The following is a 22520-nucleotide window of genomic DNA, read 5'->3' as shown; positions in this document are numbered from 1 at the left end:
CATGAATATATGGTTACTGAATGAGTACTATTATCCAAGCATAGGAGGTATAGAAACATCCTTATTCTGTCTTTCAAAAGAGTTTAGCGAGATGGGACATGATGTAACGATTATTTATAAGGACAATGGAAAAACTGGCAGAGATAGAGAATACGCAAAATTGTGCCCATATCCAAACAAATACAGAATTATCAATAAATTGGCTAGACCAATTATGCCTTTTATTACATATCGAATTGTTCGCAACTATATGCGTGAACTCGCACGAGAGGAATATCCTGATTTAATAGTAGGAAGAGATGCAATTATGTCTGTTGCTTCGTTGGACTTGAAAAGAGCAAAACTGGTTTATATTCCTCCGACTATCTTGAAATTTAACAAAGGAAGCGCAAGCGATAACAAAGGTTTTGTCAATAAGCTATTCTATTATCGGGAACTTCTGTTTTTACACGCAACATGGAAATATCAGAGGCAAGCGTTGCGCAATATTGAACATTTGATTGTGTTCAGTGAGAATATGAAAGAACAGGTAGAAGAAACAGGAGAGAGAAAGGGTAAAAGTATAACGGTTTCATGTCCCGGTCTAAATGATAAATTTGAGTTAGAGAATACATTATATGAGTATGATACAGAAAAAATGAGAGGCCTTTTTGTAGGGAGAATTGTAGATGACAAAAACTTGTTTATGCTTGTTGATGCGTTAACATTGTTGAAACAAAAAGAAATACCTATTGTGATGTCGATAGTTGGAGATGGGAATGTTAAGCAACAATTAATTGAGTATGTAAAGCAGAAAGGATTACAGGATATAGTTTCGTTCTTCCCAAATACAAGAGTACCTGAAGAATATATGAGGACGCATGACTTTTTTATTTTGCCATCAAAATATGAAGCTTTAGGGCAGGTGGTTCTAGAGTCTCAGGCATGTGGAACTCCAGTAATAGGTTTTAAGAAAATTGATGGTATTACAAGGACAGCTATTGGTGAGTTAGTAGAAGACGGAGTCACGGGATATGTTGTAAAGAAGTTTAACGCAAGGGCATTGTCAGAGGCAATAGAAAAAGGATATTCAATATATAGAGAAAAAGAGAAGTATTTAAAAATGAGACTAGAAACACGGAGTAAGGCAGTAAAGGATTATTCTTGGAAACGCTTTGCTGAAGGAGTTTTAGAAGATATTGGCAGATAGATTAAGTCAAATTGCGTGAAATATAAGAAGGGAAAAGTAAGATCAATAGTAAGAATATAAATTGAGGGATAAAAGAGTTATTGAAGTCTGAGGTAAGAACTTTTTATAATAACAACCTTCAAATATCCCCACAAAGAATGAATGCGTAATCCAAGTGAAAATGACTTAAATTATGGAAGAAGCTTAAATGCAAAGTAATTGAGTTTTATTTTGTAAGTATATTCAAGATCGTAGGAAACGCCTTAAAGAGAATATGCTGGAAAGATTAAGGACTTGATTTCAGATGATGTCACGCACGTAGAGTTTTATCAAGAGTACTATAGTGATATAGACATAAACGCTATTCAAAGCTACGAAGATATTGCAACATTATCGTGATAGATAAAAGCACTTTGATCAAATAGGGTAATGACAAGATTTCAGGTGAATTTATCAATAAAGCACTTACTAACAAGAAGTACAGGAGTTAGAACGGGCATTCTGATTGATGGACATATGTCGGAGAAAGAAGACAAAAATGGGAGATCACCCCGTCTTGTTTGGGATTACATGTCAGATGTGTATGGAAAAAATATTATATATCGGTAAAGAAACCAAAGAGTTGCCATCGGATAAGGATTTGCTGGGATAGCATGGAGAAAAGTACACTGGATTGTTTGGAATTGCAAGCAAAATGGAAAACTAGGGAAGACCATTTCATATTTTGGTTTTAAATGAGGAACCCAATGGATAATACTGTTAGATCTCAGCTTTTTAGAAAAATAATCGATAATGATTTGTGCTCAAAGTGTGGAACTTGTATTGGTGTATGCCCTGTTAACGCTATTTGTTATGACTCCAATAAGGATATTCCAATAATTAGTCCAAATGCTGAGTGTATAAATTGCAATAGATGCTATGCATCTTGCCCAGGACAAGGATTTGAATATCGGAAAGAGAAAAAAGATAGAGAAGTACTTGTTGGAAGTCCGCTGTTATTTGCTGAAACTTATGCAAAAGATGAAACTATAAGAAAAAATGGAACATCTGGAGGAAGTGTTACAGCTTTACTAGCATATTTGTTGGATTTGAGGATAATTGATAAAGCTGTTGTATTGTCTTTAGGCGAATCAGATAGACCAAATATAAATATTTTGAGCAGCAGTAATGAAATCTCACAATCACATCAACAATCCAAGTATTATTCAGCACCTTTGAATCTTGCAATTAAGGATATTCTATCATCAGAGGAAAAATGGGCAGTGGTAGGACTTCCTTGTCATATTCAAGGAATCAATAAGGCAATAAAAACAATTCCATCGTTAAAAGATAGAATAGTTATAAAACTTGGTCTTTTTTGTGGATATACCGTTTCAAAAGAAGCACCTTTGGCGCTGAGGCGTTATTTAGGTTCTGATTTGAATAGCAGATTACTTGGGTGGAGAAAAGGAGAATATCCCGGGTATGTAACATTTGAGCACAATCATGATATTAGAAAAATGCTTATATATGATGCCTACTGTATAATGAATGTTTTTTATGCAAATGAACGTTGCTTTTATTGTATTGATGGAACAAATCAATTTGCTGATTTGTCATTTGGCGATATTCATACGTTTGGAAATAAATCTAATGTTACAATCGTTTATTCTGAAAAAGGAAAGGAATTGTTACAGGATGCTGAGAAATACATACATGTAGAGGTGTTTGATAAAACGGATAAACGTTATTCTTGCGTAGATGGAATAATTCAAGCGAAAAGAATAAAGGGTTTATATAATATTCGCCTAAAAAGAGGGGGTGTTCCAATTAATGATATATGTTTCTCAGATATAAAAGAGTCACTTAGTCCTAAAGGTAGGATGTTCCTATGGATACAAAGAACTCTTACGAATGTAGTACGAAAAAAGTATATATTAGAAATATTAGAAAAAAAACCTAAACTTCAGATGATAATAGGAAGATATATTTATACATATCCCAGTAGGGTTCTTGCTTTAAGAGGATTAAGGTATATTAGGAGTAAACTTCGAAAATGAGCGATCTTAGTTCTATAAATTATATTATGGAAATAATAAAAAATGATCTGTGTAGCGGTTGTGGAATGTGTGCAGCAGTTTGCCCTAAAAAGGTATTTTCTATAAATAATGGCAAGTCAGTTGTTGAGCATGTGTCTCAATGCATAAATTGTGATTTATGTAAACAGTGCTGCCCGGCAATGGGGTATTCTTTGGAGGATTCAAGCAAGGAATACTTTATAAATAGCACTTATTTTGTGGCAAAATCTACAGACGATAAGACGAAAAAGGATTCATCAGCTGGAGGTTTTATTACTTCGTTTACCAAATTCCTTTTAGAAAGTAAAAAGGTAGACTATGTATGTGCCGTGATTACGGGAGATTCACAAGATGAACCACTTTCAAAATACATTATAACAGATGATCCTAAGGTTATTTTTGAATGCAGAAAGTCTAAATATACACAGGCATCATTAACGGATGTGATAGAACACATTTTAAACCACGATGCGACTTATGCTGTAGTAGCGTTGCCTTGTCAATGGTATGGTCTTAAACAATATTCACAGCGTAATAAAAAAATAGAAAACAGCATAAAATATAAGATTGGACTCGTATGTGGATACACGTATGAAAACGAATGTCTTGATGCTCTTCTCAAGGCTGTAAATTTAGAAAAAGATTTTTATCAGAAAATTGAAGGATGGAGAATAGATGGACTTCCTGGCAGCTTTTCTGTGAAAGATATAAAAGGAAACAGTAAAATGGTTCCGTTTGATGTTGAGCATTCTATAGATGTTACTTTCTATGCGCAGAATAGATGCTTATTATGCGAGGATTGTTTTTGCCAAAATGCTGATTTTGCTGCAAGTGATTTTGGGGCGTGGAAAAATGTGGGTACATTACTATCAATTCATAATAACCATGTAATTAGTGAATTGGATCAAGCTAAAGTAGAAGGATATATTGAATATTGCGATTTTTGTTCAAGCCAAATAGATTCAACGGTTATTCCTTTTATGATTAGAGAAAAAAGGAATAAAGTTGAAAAAAGACTGAAATATTATAAAAAAAAAGGAATTATAGTTCCATTATGGATTGGGGGAACCCAAGAAAAACTGACATTAGCTCATCGCTTTAGTGATACGTTTTCTGTCAAGCTACAAAGGCATCTAAAACAAAGAAGGAATGCATATTTAGGCAAACCGAATAAGATGCTGAAATTAGGACGTTTATCTTACCATGGAATAGATAGATGGCTTCCTGTAAGGGTTATGAACAAAACCGAGAATGTATGCCATAAAGTGTGGGGGGCATCAGAAAAGATTAGCAATTTCTATCATTATCATGTACAACCAATCATGAGAGGTGTTATTCCCAAATCCTCGCCTCTTAAAGTGGGTGTCATTGGTCTTGGTAACTGGGGAGTTAATTACCTGAGATATTTAAGTTCTTCTTCGCATTACCAAATAAAAGAAATTTTTGACGTAGATGAGAAGCGCGTTAAGTTTTATTCGAAAAAATATAATGTGGTAGCGGCTTTGTCAATCGAAGAAATAATGAATGACAATTCGCTGGATGCAGTTTTTCTGTTAACGCCTCCATTTACTCATGAAGAAATACTAAATACGTGCAATATAGATCAGAACATATATATTGAGAAGCCTTTAGCCTCAACATATAAGGAATGTTCAAGTATTGTTTACGTATCATCAAGGTTTTCAAATGTATATGTTGCACACAGCATGAAATTTGAACCTGTTATTAAAAAGATTAAAGAAATGATTATGCAGGATACTATTGGCATTATTAAAAATGTAAAGGTAGTAAGAAGTGTTCCTATGCCATCCGACAGTGATTGGAGAAGAAATATTGAACATTCGGCATTGTTTAATTTGGGTGTGCATTTGGTAGAAATACTCCATTTTCTGTTTGGTAATGAATTAGAAGTTCAGGTTAGTGATCATAGTTATTTTTCTGATTCAGCAGATTCTTCCGAGATTATTCTTAAGTATTCAAATTTTGATGCTGAATTGCTTTGTGCGTTTGACAAAACTTATGAATTTGTCGTTCGGATAGAAGGTGACAAAGGGCATATTGTATTTGATGGAAAAAGAATTAAGTTGAATCTGAAAAACTGGAAGAACAAAACTAAGAGTATTAAATTTTTAGGTGATCGTGTTATCAAATTAGAAATTGAAGATTTTTATACTTTCGTAAAGGGTGGTAAAGAAACCGACAATTCATTAGGCAATGCGGTAGACATTATAAACACAATTGAAAACATAATTAATTGCCGGAAAGAGAGCAAATATGCGCAAGATATCATTTGATGTGAATACTCCAACAAAGAAACTACTTATGTTTCTGGACACATATAGAACGGAGAATGGAGCATATTATGGTTGGGTTGTCCATAGATATAATCTTAAAAGGCTGCATTATATTCATGATACTCCGTGGGAACAATCAGCTGTAATTGGTGGTTTGATTAATCTTTATAATATTACGGGAAATGAAGAATACTATTCAAAAGCCAAACAATCAGTTGAACTTCAGATTAGTAGATTAGCTAATTCTGATGGATATTACAACTATGCTGGATTTGAGGACGATAGATTCAGTTCCTTGGTACATAACAGTATGGCTGACTGTTCATTGTTATCGTTTCTTGAAATAATAAAAAAGGAAGATGAAAATCTAAAAAAAATAATTATAAAAACAGCAAAAAAAAATATCGATGAATATTTGCTTGGTGAATTATATGATTCAAAGGTAAAAGCATGTAAGTTCAGTAGAATTGATTATTATACACCTGAAAAGACAAGATATGTTGCAAATATGAACAGTGTCTTTGTAAGTGCATTATTATTATTGTTTGATTATACAAACGATAATAAGTATTACGAAATAGCAAACGAAATCATTGAATGGATAAAAAGCCAAGTCATTTTTGAGGATGGAATATTAAATGGGGCTATTAGCTATTCGAATACTGAAAACAGGTGGTTTGTAAGTATTTATACAGCATTAGCTCTTGATGGTATTTGTGAAATGTATAAGCGAAACCATGATCAGGCATTGCAGAAAATAATGTATGCAACGTCGAAGCATCTTGTTTCCTTTTCAGAAAATGGTTATTTCTTGCATGCACATGTTGATGGGAATTTTCAAAAATACCCGTTCTTTGTTGCCGGTGCCGGGATTATACTTAAGGAGGTTGATACTGTTGAGAAAATACTCAATATAGATATCATTCCTGAAGAATTTCTTAAAATGATCCTCAAACACCAACTCAACAATGGTGGGGTCTCTTCTTTTTTGCATTATAACTCTAAATCAAATTATAGAAATAAATTTGGCTGTAAACCAAGCACTATGGTTTGGGAAGATTATACTCCGTGCCCGGCATGGAATGCTCAGTTATTTGAATATTTATCTAGGCATGTAGACAAGAGTTTTGACAAGGTAAAACCACGTATTGGTAATAACAGGAAGGTTTCTAAAACATTTTATTATTCTGAAACTAAGGCTCATTTTAATGTGGTTTCAATTTGGCCACCATACAGTGCTGCATTAATACGGCTAAATAAGAAGAAAAACTATAATGCTATCGCATTTTCATTTGATAGGTGGTTCAGGTCAATACAAGAGAAGATAAGGGAAAAGTAGTTCAATGAAACAGAATAAAAAACTATTTCTGAATACTGTTTCGAGTATTGTTCTGCAGATATTTCAAGTTATCAGCGGCTTTATTCTGCCTGTATTAGTCATTAGATCATTTGGTTCTACTGTAAACGGATTAGTATCTTCTATTACACAGTTTCTTGCTGTTATTAGCTTTGTGGATATGGGGGTTAATCTTGTTATTCAGTCTTCATATTACAAGCCACTGGTTGAAAAGAACAAAACTAGACTTAGTATTCTTGTAAAGGCGGCAAGTAGTTACTATCACAAACTTGGAATAATAATTGCAATATATTGTGTTGGACTCGCCTTCATTTACCCCATATTAGTTGATTCTGGTTTTGGATATGGATTTACAGCTGCACTGATTCTGATTATGGCGATTAGTAGTTTTTCGCAATTCTTTTTTGGAATCACCTATCAAAACCTAATCATTGCAGACCAAAAGGGGTATCTTCTGTTTTGGGTCGAGAGCTTAATTGTACTAAGTAATCTTGTATTGTGCTATTTTGCGATTAGTCTTGGGGCATCAATACATGTAGTGAAAGCAATCACTGTTGGACTGTATTTACTTAAACCTATATTTCAGATTATATACGTTTATAAGCATTATAAAATAGACAAAAACGTTCCATTTGTGAAAGATGCAATTAAGGGAAAGAAGGATGGCATCGCTCTACATATTTCATCGGTAATTCTTAACTATACGGATCCAATGGTATTAACAGCCTTTTCCAGTCTTGAAAATGTATCTGTTTATAGCGTTTATATCGGAATTGTCAACAATATAAACAATGTTATAAGATTGATAGCATTAAATGGAATTAGGCCAAGACTTGGGGAATTATATGCAAAAAGCGAGTATCCTAAATTACAAAAAACATTTTCGTGGTTGGAATGGTTATATCATGCTGCATGTATTATAATTTTTGGAACAATGGGAATGACGATTAGCCCATTTGTATCTGTATATACAAAAGGGATTACGGATGCAGAGTATGTCCAACCGATATTTGGTATTTTGCTCACTGTAGCGTACTTCTTTTCGTGTATAGTCATGCCCTATCATTGTATGATTAGTGCGGCCGGGCACTTTAAGCAGACAAAGAATTATTATGCTATTTCAGCAATATTGAATGTTGCAGTTTCAATACTTTGCGTGAGAAGGCTTGGACTAATTGGGGTGTCGATAGGAACTATAATAGGGATGGCTTTTCAGTTGATAACTATACTGAAATATGCATGTGAAGAATTGGTAAGAATTAAAGTTGCATTAAGTTTGAAACAATTTGCAGTTGATGCAGTTATTTGTTTCTGTGCAATAGCAATATGTTCATTTGTAAAAAATGAATCTCTTGATTACTTTGAATGGTTTTTTTATGCAATAACTGTTTTTGTAATCTGGTCAATCATCACAGTAGTTATGAATACTATTTTTTATAGAACAAAGACCGTTGAATTTATTAATCAAATAATCAAAAAATAAGGAAGATAGAAAAATGAACCTGTATGAAATGCTTAAAATAAGAACCGCTCGCACTTGTGGGCTCGGACTATGTGGGAATGATCATAGCGCACGCATTTTTAAGACGGGGATTAGTGTAATGGATTTGATTTAATAAAGAAAAGATAGAACTATATAAATTGGGAATTACCCAGACAAACGAAGAGATAAAGAAAGCCAAGATACAAATTTTACATCTGATGAAGCAGATAAAGAAAGCCAAAATTCATTATAGTTGCTGTACTAACACCTGTTAATCAGAGAGCATCTCAAAAGGGCTACAGATCATATTGAGCTATGTGTTCTGATAAGGGGTGGCAGGAAAACGGATAAAGATAATCGACTCGTGGGAGGATATTGATAAGAGATCGGAATTTCATGCAGATGAGAAGATGCATTAAAAGCTGTTTGATGCTATATGGGAGCGGAAAGATAGGATAGGACTAGTGAACAAATATGGCTTTGCTTTGGCTGAGGGTATTCAGAGCGTAAGCGCAAAATAATCCGGCGGATTGCACTATCCCGCAATGCATGTTAACAGGTACAAGGGCTTTTGCCCATAAAATATACCCCAGCCTCATAGAGACTGGAGCACCTTGACAATTCACATATGATAAAGATTACATTGCGTCGAAGATTGCTTTCTGATGCTGTCTGTGAAGTTCATCCAGAGCTTCCTTGCATTCAGGATGCCACGGGCAGAGCTTCTCAAGATCTTCATCGCTGGTAAGAGATGTTGGACACTTCATGAGAAGATATTTCAGGTAGTAATAAACATCAACACCATTTGCCCTAGCTGTTTCAACAATGGAATAAGTAAGAGCACTTGCCTCTGCGCCATCAACTGAGTCTGAAAACAGCCAGTTCTTGCGGCCAGTAACAAAGGCCTTGCAGCTTCTCTCGGAAGTGTTGTTATTGAAACTGCAGCCACCATCCTCAAGATAGGTTTCGAGGAACGGTCTTCTGTTTTGGATGTAAACAAGGGCTTTGTACATTCTGGAATTCTTTATTGCAGTCTGGCAGTCAAGCCAGTTCCAGAAACCGTCAAGTACAGGTTTCTCCTTTTCAAGGCGGAACTTCTTTATGGCATCGAAATCAGAGCCCTTCTTTTCATGGATTTTCCGTTCCATCTCGAAGAGCTTGTCGACATAGGCAAGTCCCTGTACTGCCGGCTGGCTGTGATCGTATTCCTTACCTTTGGGAATGGCATCTATAAGATACCTTCTTATGTGCGCCCAGCAGGAATTCCTCGTGCAGTCCCTGAGCTTATTGTATCCACTGTACCCGTCAGTCATAAGGTACCCGTGGAATCCTTCAAGGAACTCCTTTGCAGTATCTCCCGCCCGTGTCGGAGAATAGTGGAACAGAACTATCTGCTCCGGATCAAACTCTCCCGAACGGAAAACCCACATGTACGACCTTGATTCAGCCCTGCGCCCTGGTTCTTTGAGCACCTGTACGGGCGTTTCGTCTGCCATTGCATATCTTCCGGCAACAAGCTTTCTCTGGAAGTAATTGCACATAGGCTTGAAGAACTCTTCAGCGTTATTGATTATCCAGTTGGCAATGGTTCCTCTGCAGATTTCGGCTCCGTACATCTTGAAGTCTTTTTCCTGTCTGTAAAGAGGAAGAGAGTTAACATACTTCTGATACATTACCCACGCAACTGTTCCGGCAGATGCCATGCCGTGCAGCATATGTGCCTGACCGTCGCGTCCTCTTACGATGTGCGGGACCTCAGCATTTATCTTGCAGTTAGGACATCCATAGCTGACACTGTAGTAATCAATGATCTTGATACTTGGCTTAATGAATTCGATCTCTCTGCGAAGGAATTCTTTCCCAATCCTCTCAAGAGGAGTGCCACAGACATCGCAGATGCGCTCATCTTCAGGAACATCAAGAATAACCTCCTGGACAGGGAGGCCTGCAAACTTATCAGACATCTTGGATTTTTTCTTGCGGGTATGTTTCTCGACGGTGGTGAATTCCTGTTCCTCGGGATCAGGATCAGCCTTTAGAGTTTCGGCTTCATTGAAGAGATTCAGCTGTCCCTCAAAATCATCACGTTTCTCACTTGATCTGCCAAAGAGTTTCTTGGTGAGGTAATCTATCTGTTCCTGCAGGACTTTTTCTCTTTCGATATGTTCCTGCTCTTTCAGAAGATGCTCCTCTTCGCGTTTGTTAGCAGCCTCAATGTGTGCGTTGAGATTTCTGATGGTGGTATTCAGTTCTTTCACAGTGTCCTTCAGCTCAATGAGCTGCTGGTCCTTGGAATCTCTCGCCACGACAGCCTCCTTACATCTGATATATAGATTTTATCAGACTTACAAGGCAATTAATATCGGTAAAAGTGCCAAAGTGATCTGAAAACCGGCATCTAATTAATCCGATATAAGGCGATTTCAGAATTATGCACAAAAACTGATACACAGACCTTAAGAGGCTCTAATGGCCTTAGGTTGCTCTATATCGATACCTGAGAGAAGCCAGTCGAACTCGCGCCAGGTCAGGTTGCGTACTTCATCCTTGTTTCTTGGCCAGCGGTATCGTCCCTGTTCGGCGGATAGTCTTTTGTAGAACAGTATGAATCCGTCCGGCTCCCAAAGAAGCATCTTGAACCTGTCAGCCCTTCTCCCACAGAAGAGATACAGAGCCCTGCTTCTTGGATCCATGTGGAGCTTGTCTTCGATTATGGCACAGAGGCCATCGATAGACTTTCTCATGTCAGTGTAGCCGCAGACAATGTAGATCTCATCTGCAGCTGTTATATCGCCGATCATACGAAGCTCCTTAAGGCTGAGAGAGTCCTGGTTACAAGATCCGGATCAGCTCCGTTGAAGAGAGAAATATGTACATCTCCAAGACTTATCTCTATCATATGTGAATTGTCAATGTGCGGTGCCGCCTCAGGAATGATCTTCTGTGGCGGCTGGATATCAGGAACGATATCCACTTTGACCACATCCTGTTTTGGAATGGCCAGGTCATATATATCATCAGAGCTGCGAGGAGGAATTGCATAAGAACATTTCCGCAGCCTTTTGATAGCAGTGTTTAATGAATGACGGCTGATACCATTTAATGCGCACCATTGAGCGTCCGATAAACCGCTTTTACGGCACTCCTGGACGAGCTTGAACCACTCATCTTTAGTACGATAATGCTTGGGATCTGACATAAGCTATCCTTTCCATGTGACACCAAAATGAAGTTCATAAGTTCAAGTGTTCACACTAAAATGTAGTTTATAGTTCAAATCCATTATGAGTGATTGAGGGACGCATTCACATCCGCCGGATTATTTCGCGCTTACTTCAGAGCAGAGCCTTGATTATTAATCTGAGTTTGTTTCCATACAGGCAGAAGCAGTCTGCAACCTATTACGTTATGACGAACTGGGCAGATACATAATGTCGCATTATGCAGGTGATAATAATGGGTAAGACAACAAGCTCTGGAGCGGAAGTAATATATCCTACGAGGCAAGCTATGTGTGAGAAACTGCAATGGTATCAATAACTTGGCAATAAAAGATGGTATCTCTTATGAAGAAACTATCGTCCCAAATATCATTCATTGTTTTATGGGGTTTATCATATTGTTAAAATGTTATAAGCGTGAGAGCATAAGAATCCAGTTGTGGATCTCTGTGCTACGAATGTTTGCGGTTAGAGAATTCCCACTTCTTTCACAGTGACAGGCACTAATGGAGAAAAATGAGGAAATTAAGAAAATGATAGAGACAAAAAACATTATTTGTAAACAAAAACTATATAAGCTGTTATTTGGACTATTCATATTGCTTCTTATCTTTCAAAGTCCGCTGGAATCTGTTGTATCCTATGCTTCTTACATAGATGAGGCGGCAGGACTAATAGGAGGTATTTTTTTATTATTTAATCTACGAAGTCTTAACGAAAAGTTCAAAAACAGGTTCATGTTTCTTGCATCGTTATTTTTTCCAATGTTCTTTATTGTCGGTATTATTTCAACACTTGCGTTTAATTATCAGCCATTCAAATACTGGGTAATAGATGCCTACACAAATGTAAAGTTCTTCCTTATTGTATTTGGATTTTACGCCGCAAAATCTGAATTCACATATGACGAAACAGGAAGTGTAATAGTGCCGATAGCAAAGATATCAACTGTAGTACTGTTTGTGCTTCTGATAATTGATTATTTTTTCAATATCTGGTATGTCGAGATAAGACGCTTTGGAAGGGCATATAAGCTTATCTATTTCCATCCTACATATCTGGCCGGTGCAGTAACTTTTCTTCTTGCGATATTTGCGCTATATTACAGGAGGAGAGTAATACCCTATATCCTCTTGGATTTTGTGCTCCTGTTTGCTACCCAAAGGGCAAAAGCGTTTGGCGGAATAGTTGTATTCATTATACTCTGGGCAATCATCAAAGTGTTCCACAGTAAGCTTAAAGTCTGGGAACTATTGGTGGCGGGAGTCATACTAGTGATAGTCGGATGGCACAGGATAGCGCCTTTTTTTATTCAATTGAGGGGATATGCTGCAAGAAGTCTAATACTGGAGACAGGTATTCAAATAATGAAGGATTACTTTCCCATAGGAACGGGGTTTGGAACTTTTTCGTCACATGTTGCTGCAGAGCATTATTCGCCTGTTTATATCCTATATGGATTAATCGATTCTGCACAATTATCGCTCGTTGAGGGAAGGTCGGCTTACTACTTCGATGATATGTTTTGGCCGATAATAATGGGACAGACAGGAATAATTGGTACGGTTTTATATGTCTTGATGTTGGGGGCATTGCTAATCATTACTTGGAATCTGTATAAAAAGGAAGCAAATATGTATTTTTCTGCCATGTTTATATGGGGATATCTCATGATTTCATCAACAACTGAGCCCACATTCAATAATTCGGTTTCAATTCCATTGGCGGTTCTTTTGGGGCTTATATATGGATTCTCTGAGATGAAAGGTGGGTCTGATAATGTATAAATATATAATAAAAAAATGGTACGTGATATTTGGAACAGCCTTAGTATTGGCTGTTATATCAGGAATGCTCCTTAAGACTATGCAGAACTCAGGAAAAGACACCAAGGATGATATAATTAAATATGTTGGTGGTAATGCAAAGATTCAGGTATATGAGGAACTAAAATACTATCTGATCCTGCAGCATGATGATGGAACATTAACAGATGAGCAGGATAGGAGACTTGAGGAAATTCTAAAGACTAATACAGACACTCAAAAGGTGCTTTATAATGCATTGCAGCCCGAACTTTATAAGCTTATTAGTGAGAACAGGAATCAGGAATTTACGGACAGCCTTGCTGATTCAGACTATGACACTGCGATAGCTGTTTTTGAAGCATATATGGAAAGCGGATCGTATCTTGAAAAGCCCGCTCCGCAGGGATTTATCATGTCGGATGCACTAAAAGGCGCGGTGTTTGGGACATTCATGGGTATTTTGTTTTTGATTATACTGTTTGTGTCCACATCGCCTGAGAAGTAACCAGAAGTGATTCATATTACATTTTATATGCTTTTTTGACTGCGGCTACAGGTGTTTATTGTAGCAGGAATTATAGTGGAAAAGAAATTTTATTCTTCACAGTGACAGGCACTGATAGAGAAAGATACGGAGTATGAGTGTGGTAAGAATAATCAAATATTTTCTGGGGTTTATTCGTGGAAGAATCAATCATATCAATGTATATCCCTCTAGTTGTGTATATATAGGTAAAAGAGTTAATGTTGTTGGTGGGAGAAATATTCACCTTTCAGATCATGTAACAATTCGTCCGGAAGTGGATCTTTGGTGTGGCGGTGCATCTATAAACATAGGAAATGGTACAGAAATAGGACAAAGAGATAGGTTGTCAATAGCTAACTCACTCTATATCGGAAAAGATGTTTTGCTCTCTCCTAATGTATATATTACTGATTGTGACCACGAATATAGGAACATACAAGTCCCTGTGATCAAGCAGGGTATTGTTAACAGGGATAATAAAATTAGCATTGGGGATGGGGCATACATAGGTATAAATGCTGTAATTGTTGGGAATATAAGCATAGGCCAAGGCACTGTTGTTGGGGCTAATTCAGTGGTGACAAGAGATATACCGGATTACTGCGTAGCGGTTGGTGCACCTGCAAGAGTAATAAAACGATTTAATGAAGAAAAAATGGAATGGGAAAAGGTGGACGAATGAAAATCCTCTTTTTACCGAATTGGAAAATTGAATATTGCGAAAGGACTCCAACGGATAAGCAACCGCCAGACTATTATGTAAATGGGAATGATTATTGGTTTTTCAGATACTTTGAGGGTAATCCCCAGGTGGATGTGATAGATGTATCGTCATTTTCGTGGCTTGAAAACTTTGAAAGGAAGGGCATGAGATTTTATATCTGGCAGGCACTGAAGGCGATACCGAAGCTTAATAAGTATGATTTTGTAATATCCCATGGGATGCAGAGCGGAGTGGTTGTCAGTTTGTGGAGGAGATTTTTTAAAACAAGGGCTAAGCATATTGTTTTTGAGATAGGCTCCTTTAACAGTGCTTCCGAATCAGGAGCAGCCCTTAAACTTATGCAATTCGCCAGTAAATCTATTGATGGTATAATTTACCATACTAGCCGACAGAAGGATTACTATGCAAAGTGCTTTCCATGGATAATTGATAGATCAAGGTTTATCCGATTTGGAACGGATTCTGAGTTTTTCAATTGTCATAGAAATACCGAGATGACTTTTGATGATATTGATTCGTCGCCGTATTGTATTTGCGTGGGCTATAGCAAACGCGATTGGGATACTGTGGTAAAAGCCTTCGAATTATCAGGGGTCAATGACCTTAAACTTCGGCTTATTGGTCATGTGGAGGATAGATATAGTGGTAATCCCTTGATTCAACAGATGCCATATGTCCCGGTAAATGAACTTGTTTCTAATATTGAGGGGGCAAAGTTTGCTATATTGCCTCTTAAGTCATTTAATTATTCTTATGGGCAGATGACTCTTTTACAGCAGATGGCTCTTGGGAAGTGCGTAATAGCTTCCAGAGTTCCAAGTCTTGTGGATTACGGAACGGATAGAGAGAACATCGTGTTCTATGATCCCGAAAATACTGAGGACCTTGCTAAAAAGATTAAACTGGTAAATTCAGATTCCGAATTTAGGTTAGAAATAGGCGCTCGTGCTGCGGACTTTGTTATGAATGAGTGTAATGAGAAAACCATGGCAAGAGAAATAGAGGATTTTATCAATGAAAACACGTAATGATATGATGTCCACAAAGAAATTAAACGGAACGGTTATTGTTACATATCGATGTAACGCGAGATGTTCTATGTGCAATAGGTATAAGGCTCCATCTAAACCGGAAGAAGAGATTTCGCTTGATACCATAAGGAAGCTTCCACCAATGTATTTTACGAATATTACCGGTGGAGAGCCATTTATCAGAACTGATCTTAAGGATATAGTCAGAGAGCTCTACAAAAAATCGGACAGAATAGTTATTTCTACTAACGGATTCTTTACGGACAGGATAGTCGATCTTGCAAAAGAATTTCCGCAGGTGGGAATACGTATATCTATAGAAGGCCTTGAAAAGACCAACAATGAGATTCGAGGGCTTGAGAATGGATATCAGCGTGGCTATAGTACACTCAAGATTTTGAGGGATATGGGCATGAAGGATGTGGGTTTTGGCATGACTGTTCAGGATAGAAATGCCCCTGACCTGGTTCCTCTCTACGATATATCAGACAAAATGGGGATGGAGTTTGCGACTGCATCCCTTCACAACAGCTTTTATTTTGTGGAGGCTAAAAATATCATAAAGGATAGACCTATGGTAGCTGAAAACTTTGAAAAGCTGATTAACAGATTGCTTCGAAGTAACAGCCCCAAGAAGTGGTTTAGAGCATATTTTAATCATGGCCTTATTAATTATATTTATGGACAGAAGAGGCTGCTTCCCTGTGACATGAGCTTTGATACCTTCTTTATTGATCCCTATGGAGATGTTATGCCTTGTAACGGAACTAAAGACAAAGAGGTTATGGGAAACCTTAATGATCAGACATGGGATGAACTATGGAACAGCCCAGAAGCAGAGGCGGTGAGAAAAAAAGTAAGAAATTGTGACAGGCAGTGCTGGATGATAGGCTCAGTGAGCCCCGCTATGCACAAATATATATGGAAACCTGCTACCTGGGTCGCGGTACATAAGTTTAAAGCTTTATTCACAAAGAGCCCTTACAGCATGTATGAAAACAGGATTGTCAGAGACTATCGAGATGGTAAGGTGACAAAGGAAGAACTTGATAAGTGCAGCACATGTGACCTGTGTGCTGTGGCTAATAACGGATTGAGTGAAGCAAGCAAGGAACAGCTTAATGATAGATCATGGGAAGATATTGTAAATGAGAGTATTGATAGTAAATAAGTTCCTTTATCCAAATGGTGGCTCGGAAACATACATATTCGGATTGGGAGATGCGCTAAAAAAACACGGTCATGCAGTCCAGTATTTTGGTATGGAGCATGAGGGACGGTGCGTAGGAAATGCGGTTGGCGCGTATACTGCGGATATGGATTTTCATAATGCCGGTGTTTTACAGAAGCTTGGCTATTCATTTAAGACTATATACAGCAAAGAGGCCAGAGATAAGATTCGGCTTGTGTTGGATGACTTTAAGCCTGACGTAGTGCACTTGAATAATTTCAATTATCAGCTGACTCCATCTGTAATATTGGAGGTTGTTAAGTGGCGCAAGGATACCGGCAGAGCGTGCAGAATTATATATACCGCTCACGATTATCAGCTTCTTTGTCCCAATCACATGTTTAATAATCCGAGGACCCATAGCAACTGCGAAAAGTGCATAGGTGGACAGTACCTTAACTGTGTAAGAGGCAGATGTATTCATGGATCTGTAATAAAGTCCATGATGGGAGCTATCGAGGCTTGGTTTTGGCGACGAAAAGGTACATATAAATATATTGATTCTATAATATGCTGTTCAGAATTCATGAAGAGCAGAATGGATACTAACACGGTTTTTGCATCTAAGACTGTAGCAAAGCATAATTTTATTGAGCCTTATGACAGATGCTCAGACAACGGTAATAAAACCAATAATTCTCCATACGGGAAATATGTTTTGTATTTTGGCCGTTTTTCATGGGAAAAAGGCGTGAGAACTCTGATAGAGGCATGTAAGAATTTGCCTGATATTAATTTTGTTTTTGCGGGGACTGGTGAATACTCCAAGGAAATAGACAGCCTTCCTAATGCTCAGAATGTCGGTTTTAAATCTGGAGAAGAACTGAACAGTCTTATAGGAAATGCAGAGTTCTCTGTATGCCCGTCTGAGTGTTATGAGAACTGCCCGTTTTCCGTAATGGAGAGTCAGGATCGTTTGACTCCGGTACTGGGAGCAAAGATAGGAGGCATTCCGGAACTGATTGAAGAAGGCAAAACAGGATGGCTGTTTGAGAGCGGAAGTGTTCAGAGCTTAACGGAGGCGATAAGCAGGTTATGGAATGATACTGAATCAGTAGCTGAATGTCGAAGCAACTTGGTGAATCTTAGAAGGCCGGATACAGATGAGTATTCAAGGTGGTATGAAGACACTTTTGGGGCCAAATTGAAGGGCTGATAAGGTACACATTTAGAAGAAGGTAAGGTGAAGTTATAATGGAACCAATTGTTTCCATCGTTATTCCGGTATATAACGTGGAAGCGACGCTTGGAAGATGTATAAAGAGTGTCGTTAATCAAACATATAGGAATATTGAGATAATTCTGGTCGACGATGGATCTCAGGATAAAAGTGGAGATATATGTGATAAGTGGAAATTATGTGACGATAGGATTAAAGTGATCCATAAGGCTAATGCAGGGCTAGGAGAGGCGAGAAACACCGGGATAGACAATGCTTCAGGCAAATACATAATGTTTTGCGACAGCGATGATTTCATGCATGCATCATCCGTAGAGAAGTGTGTATTATTTGCTGAAAAGAATTCTGCGGATATTGTTCACTTTGGCTTTTTTTGGGTGGATGAAGAATTAAATGTAGAAAATGAGCTTAGGGCAGAAGAGGAGAGAGTATTTAGGGGAGAACAGATTATAAAGGAATTTTTGCCCGGCATTAGTGGTGGAAACAGATCTTTAAATAAACCATTCGGAAGTATAATGAGTTTATGTGCCGCGTTAATTTCCCTTGACATGATTAAAAATAATAATTGGAAATGTGAATCGGAAAGAAAGATCATTTCAGAAGATGTTTATTCTTTGTTTGTGCTATATAGCCATGTGAAAGTTGCGGGCGTTCTTCCTTATGCTTTGTATTATTATGTGAGAAATAGTAATTCTCTCAGTCGTAAATATGCTCCGGACAGATACCAAAGGATTGAACAGTTCTATTATGTTTGCGTTGCGAAGTGCAGAGAGCTTGGATATGGGCAGGACGTAGAAAGAGGGATTGCAAATAGCTATATAGATTTCACAATAGCAGCTATAAAACAGGTATCGGATGCTGATGTGGACTTTTTCAAAAAAATGAAAGCTATAAAGGGTATTGCTAATAGTGAACTTTTGCAAAAACTATTTGCAAATGACAACAGATATGCTTTTTCTAAGAGACTATTCATGCTTTCTATGAGGAAAAGGCTTACTTTTCTTAGCTTTATGTTGTGCAGATTAAAAAGCAGGGTGAGCTAATGAATGAAATTGTAAGTATTATAGTACCAATATACAATGTCGAGAGATATTTGGTTCGATGTTTGGAGAGCATCATTAATCAATCCTATGCTAATTTGGAAATAATATTGGTAGATGATGGGTCTACTGATGGAAGCGGAAAGATATGTGATAAATATGGACTAAAGGATTCTAGAATAAAAGTGATCCACAGAAGTAATGGAGGATTATCTGCAGCTAGGAATTCAGGCCTTTCCGTGGCTTCTGGAGAGTATATAGCATTTGTAGACAGTGATGATTATATTGATTCCAATATGGTCGAATCCATGTTTTTGTGTGCTCAAAAAAATAATGCCACTGTTGTTACTTGTGGAAGGATGAGAGTAAGTGGTGATTGCTTTGAGCCTCAAAAAGTAGTCGAGGGTGAAAAAGTTGTAGCTTCTGAAGAGGCTATCAGGCAGATATTTATAGGGGGATATATAAGTGAAGCTGTCTGGGATAAGCTCTTTAAGAGAGAGGCAATTATAAATAAAAGATTTCCTGAGGGAGAGATAAATGAGGATATAGAACTCGTTATAGCAATATTGGGTGATGCAGAGAAGATAGTTTATCTGGGAGAGGCCTTGTATTTTTATTGTGAAAATGAAGGCAGTATAACGAGATCAGGCTATAAACACAATAAGATGATAATGCTTAAGCATTTGAGGAATATAGAGGATTATATATGCAGAAAATATCCTCATATTATTCATGAATTCTATGTGCTTAGCACCCGGTATATGCAGGAAGTTCTGTATCTTCTGCTTTCCAATAAGTCTACTTATGTTTCCAATAAGGATGATTATGATAAAGTATACGCTACTTTTAGAAAGCATTTTAAAGAGTTCTTTTTTGATAGGAATATTGGGGTGATTGATAAAATGAAGGGACTACTAATATTGTTAGGACTGTATTTGCCAATTCATTCTATGATTCACAAAAGGGATTGACATGAAATTCTTAATTATCGATGACGAACATGAATTATACAGGGTGATGATGGAGGATCTATTTAGGACTCGAAAGTATTCTGTTGAGGAGATTCCGCGTCTAGTTCTTCCTCAAAGTTTAGCCTTTCTGCATAAAAAGCATTATAGCCCTAAATTGAATAATAGTTTTGAGTTTCCTTTCAAGGACATTTGGAATAGGTTTTATAGTCTGGACAAATATGATTTTGATTCCAAGGAAAGATATCTGATAATCTTTATGAATGGCAGCTTCAGATATCATTTTTCCTATAATTATTTGCAGAGAATTAAGCAAAAGCATAAAAACGTTGGATACGTATTGCTTTTATTTGATAATTCTAATTATTTTAGTGCTAAAAGAGCAATCAGATTTCAGTCTTTATTTGATTATATTTTTTCTTTTGATCAAAGGGATTGTGATAAGTACGGTTTTATCAAGTTTGAACATTGTTTTTCTATCCCCGAGTATGCAGTCAGTAACCAAGAACTAAGTAGCTCCTGTTTTTTTGCCGGAGATACATTTGGGCGTTTACAGGCATCGTTGGATGTCTGTAGATATATAAGAAAAAATGTTGATAATAGTTGTTTCATTTTGACATCGGTTCCACAGGAGTATATTAATCCGGAAGATGGGATCATATATAACAAGACGATAGCTTTTAAGGAGGAAATACTTAGGTCCTACAATAGTGATTGTCTTTTAGAGATAGTCAAAGGGGGACAAACAGGTATTACCCTAAGAGTATGTGAAGCAATAGCTTTCAACAAAAAGCTTTTGACTAATAATGTGGCGATAAAAAAAGAACCTTTTTATGATGAAAGATTTATGAGTGTCTTTACATCAATAAAGGATTTAGACATTGATTTTATAAAAAAGAAAATAGATGTAAAGTACAATGAACCTGATCGATTTTCACCAATTAGAATATTGGATATGTTGTATGAAAAAGAGAATGAGCGAAAGACGGCTTTGAGTGAGTGGAATGGAGAGACATAGATCATTAAAAGTTAATGCAGTTTTGAATGTATTAAGGCAGATATGCTCAATTATATTTCCCATGATTTCTTTTCCTTATGTATCAAGAGTGTTAGAGGTTGAGACGTATGGGAAGGTTAACACTGCTAATTCTTTTATCAGCTATTTGGCGCTTGTGGCGGGATTGGGGGTCTATAGCTATGGCGTAAGAGAAGGGGCAAAGATCAGAGATAACAAAAATGAGTTTCAGATATTTTCCAGTGAAGTAGTATCAATTAACATTATTTCTACATTGATTTCTTATGTTTTATTAGCTGTATTACTTGTGGTGTGGCCAAGATTATATCCATATAAATGGATAATGATAGTTTTGAGCATTAATGTATTATTCACTACAGTTGGGGCGGATTGGATAAATGTTGTATATGAAGATTATTTATATATGACAATCCGGTATATCATCTGCCAATTAATAGCGGTTGTTTGTACTTTTGTGTTTATAAAAGGGCCCGAAGATGTTCTTATATACGCTTTTGTTGTGAATCTTGGAACGACACTGTCATATGCAATGAATCTGGCATACATAAGAAAAAAACTGGGAATAAAAATAAAATTTACTTTTAGGGTTAATGCCAAAAAGCATTTACAGCCAATTATGATATTGTTTGGAAATGCCATTTCAACAATGATCTATTTGTATTCAGACACATCGATGCTGGGGTTGATGGTTGGGGATATTGCTGTAGGATATTATGCAGTAGCCGGCAAAATATATGAATTATTAAAGAAGGTGATAAACGCAGTCACTGCAGTTGTAACACCAAGACTTAGCTATAAGTTGGGAAAGAATAAAGACTTAGATATAAGCTTATCAGTAAGCGAATTGTTAGGCGTTTTGGTGGTACTATTACTTCCTTTAGTTGCAGGAGTGCTGTTTGTTGGAAAAGAACTTATAATAATTTTGGCTGGATATTCGTATGAAAAAGCATATTCAGCGCTTGCCATTCTTGGTATAGCCCTTGTTTTTTCAACAATTGGAAGTGTATATATTAGTGTGGTGATGCTGTCTTATGGGATGGATAAGCAGATTATGCTCGCTACAACTATAAGCGCAATGATAAACGTTATTCTCAATGTTATTTTTATTAAAAGGTATAGTTATGTTGCAGTGTCGGTGACAACTCTTATTTCTGAGATGTTATTGATGATCATGGGAATTATCTTTACGCGTGGAGTGGTGAAGATCAGAATAAAATCAGATTTTATTGTTGGGATAATTGGAGCAGTTTGGGTGACTATTGTATGTATCGGTGTAAAAAACGTTAATCTGCAGCAACCTATTTTGGTAATCTTGATTTCTTTTGTTGCCAGTGTTTTGCCATATGGCCTATTGGTTTTGGTATATGAAAGGAAGAGAATTAGAAGGTGATGGAAT

Annotated in this window: 18 protein-coding genes and 1 pseudogene; 15 read left to right on the top strand and 4 right to left on the bottom strand. The window is 37.0% G+C overall.

Translation table 11 applies throughout. From position 1 onward, the window contains the following. The first annotated feature begins 1 nt into the window (after window position 1). The 5 genes from T456_RS22655 (at window position 2) to T456_RS0117720 (ending at window position 8359) form a co-directional block, all read left to right on the top strand. Window positions 2-1189 carry a glycosyltransferase family 4 protein gene (locus T456_RS22655; protein ID WP_024867342.1) on the top strand — a complete coding sequence of 396 codons (1188 nt, stop codon included), beginning with the start codon at window positions 2-4 and terminating at the stop codon, window positions 1187-1189. 725 nt (window positions 1190-1914) lie between these two features. Then, complete coding sequence (locus T456_RS0117735; protein ID WP_024867341.1) at window positions 1915-3207, top strand: Coenzyme F420 hydrogenase/dehydrogenase, beta subunit C-terminal domain; 1293 nt, start codon at window positions 1915-1917, stop codon at window positions 3205-3207. Beyond that, window positions 3204-5519: a Gfo/Idh/MocA family oxidoreductase gene (locus T456_RS0117730; protein WP_024867340.1), complete on the top strand. Its 2316-nt coding sequence runs from the start codon at window positions 3204-3206 to the stop codon at window positions 5517-5519. The genes T456_RS0117735 and T456_RS0117730 overlap by 4 nt, the downstream gene beginning before the upstream one ends. Beyond that, the gene (locus T456_RS0117725) at window positions 5500-6858 is read left to right on the top strand and encodes a hypothetical protein (RefSeq protein WP_024867339.1); all 1359 of its coding nucleotides are present in this window, start codon (window positions 5500-5502) and stop codon (window positions 6856-6858) included. Before T456_RS0117730 ends, T456_RS0117725 begins: the two co-directional genes overlap by 20 nt. A gap of 4 nt (window positions 6859-6862) precedes the next feature. Next, a complete protein-coding gene (locus tag T456_RS0117720) occupies window positions 6863-8359 on the top strand; it encodes a lipopolysaccharide biosynthesis protein (RefSeq protein ID WP_024867338.1) in 1497 nt (498 codons plus the stop codon). A gap of 638 nt (window positions 8360-8997) precedes the next feature. Here the strand turns inward: T456_RS0117720 and tnpC are convergent. From tnpC to tnpA, 4 genes and pseudogenes are all read right to left on the bottom strand, one after another. Beyond that, complete coding sequence (gene tnpC / locus T456_RS0117715) at window positions 8998-10665, bottom strand: IS66 family transposase (protein ID WP_024865528.1); 1668 nt, start codon at window positions 10663-10665, stop codon at window positions 8998-9000. A gap of 150 nt (window positions 10666-10815) precedes the next feature. Then, the gene (gene tnpB / locus T456_RS0117710; RefSeq protein WP_024864678.1) at window positions 10816-11160 is read right to left on the bottom strand and encodes an IS66 family insertion sequence element accessory protein TnpB; all 345 of its coding nucleotides are present in this window, start codon (window positions 11158-11160) and stop codon (window positions 10816-10818) included. Further along, window positions 11157-11333 carry a hypothetical protein gene (locus T456_RS22650; RefSeq protein WP_155838035.1) on the bottom strand — a complete coding sequence of 59 codons (177 nt, stop codon included), beginning with the start codon at window positions 11331-11333 and terminating at the stop codon, window positions 11157-11159. Before T456_RS22650 ends, tnpB begins: the two co-directional genes overlap by 4 nt. A 75-nt stretch (window positions 11334-11408) precedes the next feature. Then, window positions 11409-11558: pseudogene (gene tnpA, locus T456_RS24380) on the bottom strand (IS66 family insertion sequence element accessory protein TnpA); the annotation flags it as partial. A gap of 528 nt (window positions 11559-12086) precedes the next feature. Between tnpA and T456_RS0117700 the strand changes: the two are divergent. The 10 genes from T456_RS0117700 to T456_RS0117655 all read left to right on the top strand — a co-directional run bounded on the left by T456_RS0117700 (window position 12087) and on the right by T456_RS0117655 (window position 22514). After that, on the top strand, window positions 12087-13367 hold the full coding sequence (locus T456_RS0117700) for an O-antigen ligase family protein (RefSeq protein WP_024867337.1): 1281 nt from the start codon (window positions 12087-12089) through the stop codon (window positions 13365-13367). Then, on the top strand, window positions 13360-13893 hold the full coding sequence (locus tag T456_RS0117695) for a hypothetical protein (protein ID WP_024867336.1): 534 nt from the start codon (window positions 13360-13362) through the stop codon (window positions 13891-13893). Before T456_RS0117700 ends, T456_RS0117695 begins: the two co-directional genes overlap by 8 nt. Window positions 13894-14032: 139 nt before the next feature. Beyond that, window positions 14033-14596 (top strand): acyltransferase, encoded by a 564-nt coding sequence (locus T456_RS20650; RefSeq protein ID WP_197026909.1) that lies wholly within the window; start codon window positions 14033-14035, stop codon window positions 14594-14596. After that, window positions 14575-15666 carry a glycosyltransferase family 4 protein gene (locus T456_RS0117685; RefSeq protein ID WP_081749147.1) on the top strand — a complete coding sequence of 364 codons (1092 nt, stop codon included), beginning with the start codon at window positions 14575-14577 and terminating at the stop codon, window positions 15664-15666. Before T456_RS20650 ends, T456_RS0117685 begins: the two co-directional genes overlap by 22 nt. Window positions 15667-15673: 7 nt before the next feature. After that, on the top strand, window positions 15674-16840 hold the full coding sequence (locus T456_RS0117680; protein WP_024867333.1) for a radical SAM protein: 1167 nt from the start codon (window positions 15674-15676) through the stop codon (window positions 16838-16840). Beyond that, window positions 16818-18056: a glycosyltransferase gene (locus T456_RS0117675; protein WP_024867332.1), complete on the top strand. Its 1239-nt coding sequence runs from the start codon at window positions 16818-16820 to the stop codon at window positions 18054-18056. The genes T456_RS0117680 and T456_RS0117675 overlap by 23 nt, the downstream gene beginning before the upstream one ends. Before the next feature lie 38 nt (window positions 18057-18094). Then, complete coding sequence (locus T456_RS20645) at window positions 18095-19123, top strand: glycosyltransferase family 2 protein (RefSeq protein WP_024867331.1); 1029 nt, start codon at window positions 18095-18097, stop codon at window positions 19121-19123. After that, window positions 19123-20091 carry a glycosyltransferase gene (locus tag T456_RS20640; protein ID WP_024867330.1) on the top strand — a complete coding sequence of 323 codons (969 nt, stop codon included), beginning with the start codon at window positions 19123-19125 and terminating at the stop codon, window positions 20089-20091. The genes T456_RS20645 and T456_RS20640 overlap by 1 nt, the downstream gene beginning before the upstream one ends. Before the next feature lies 1 nt (window position 20092). Further along, window positions 20093-21106, top strand: coding sequence for a hypothetical protein (locus T456_RS0117660; RefSeq protein WP_024867329.1), 1014 nt, complete (start codon window positions 20093-20095; stop codon window positions 21104-21106). Then, the gene (locus T456_RS0117655; protein ID WP_024867328.1) at window positions 21093-22514 is read left to right on the top strand and encodes a flippase; all 1422 of its coding nucleotides are present in this window, start codon (window positions 21093-21095) and stop codon (window positions 22512-22514) included. Before T456_RS0117660 ends, T456_RS0117655 begins: the two co-directional genes overlap by 14 nt. Window positions 22515-22520: the final 6 nt, after the last annotated feature.

The sequence above is a fragment of the Butyrivibrio sp. FCS014 genome (assembly GCF_000526935.1).
GTDB lineage: Bacteria > Bacillota > Clostridia > Lachnospirales > Lachnospiraceae > Butyrivibrio.
Note: the sequence above shows the minus strand (reverse complement) of the source record. Positions and strands in the feature narration are given on the sequence as shown.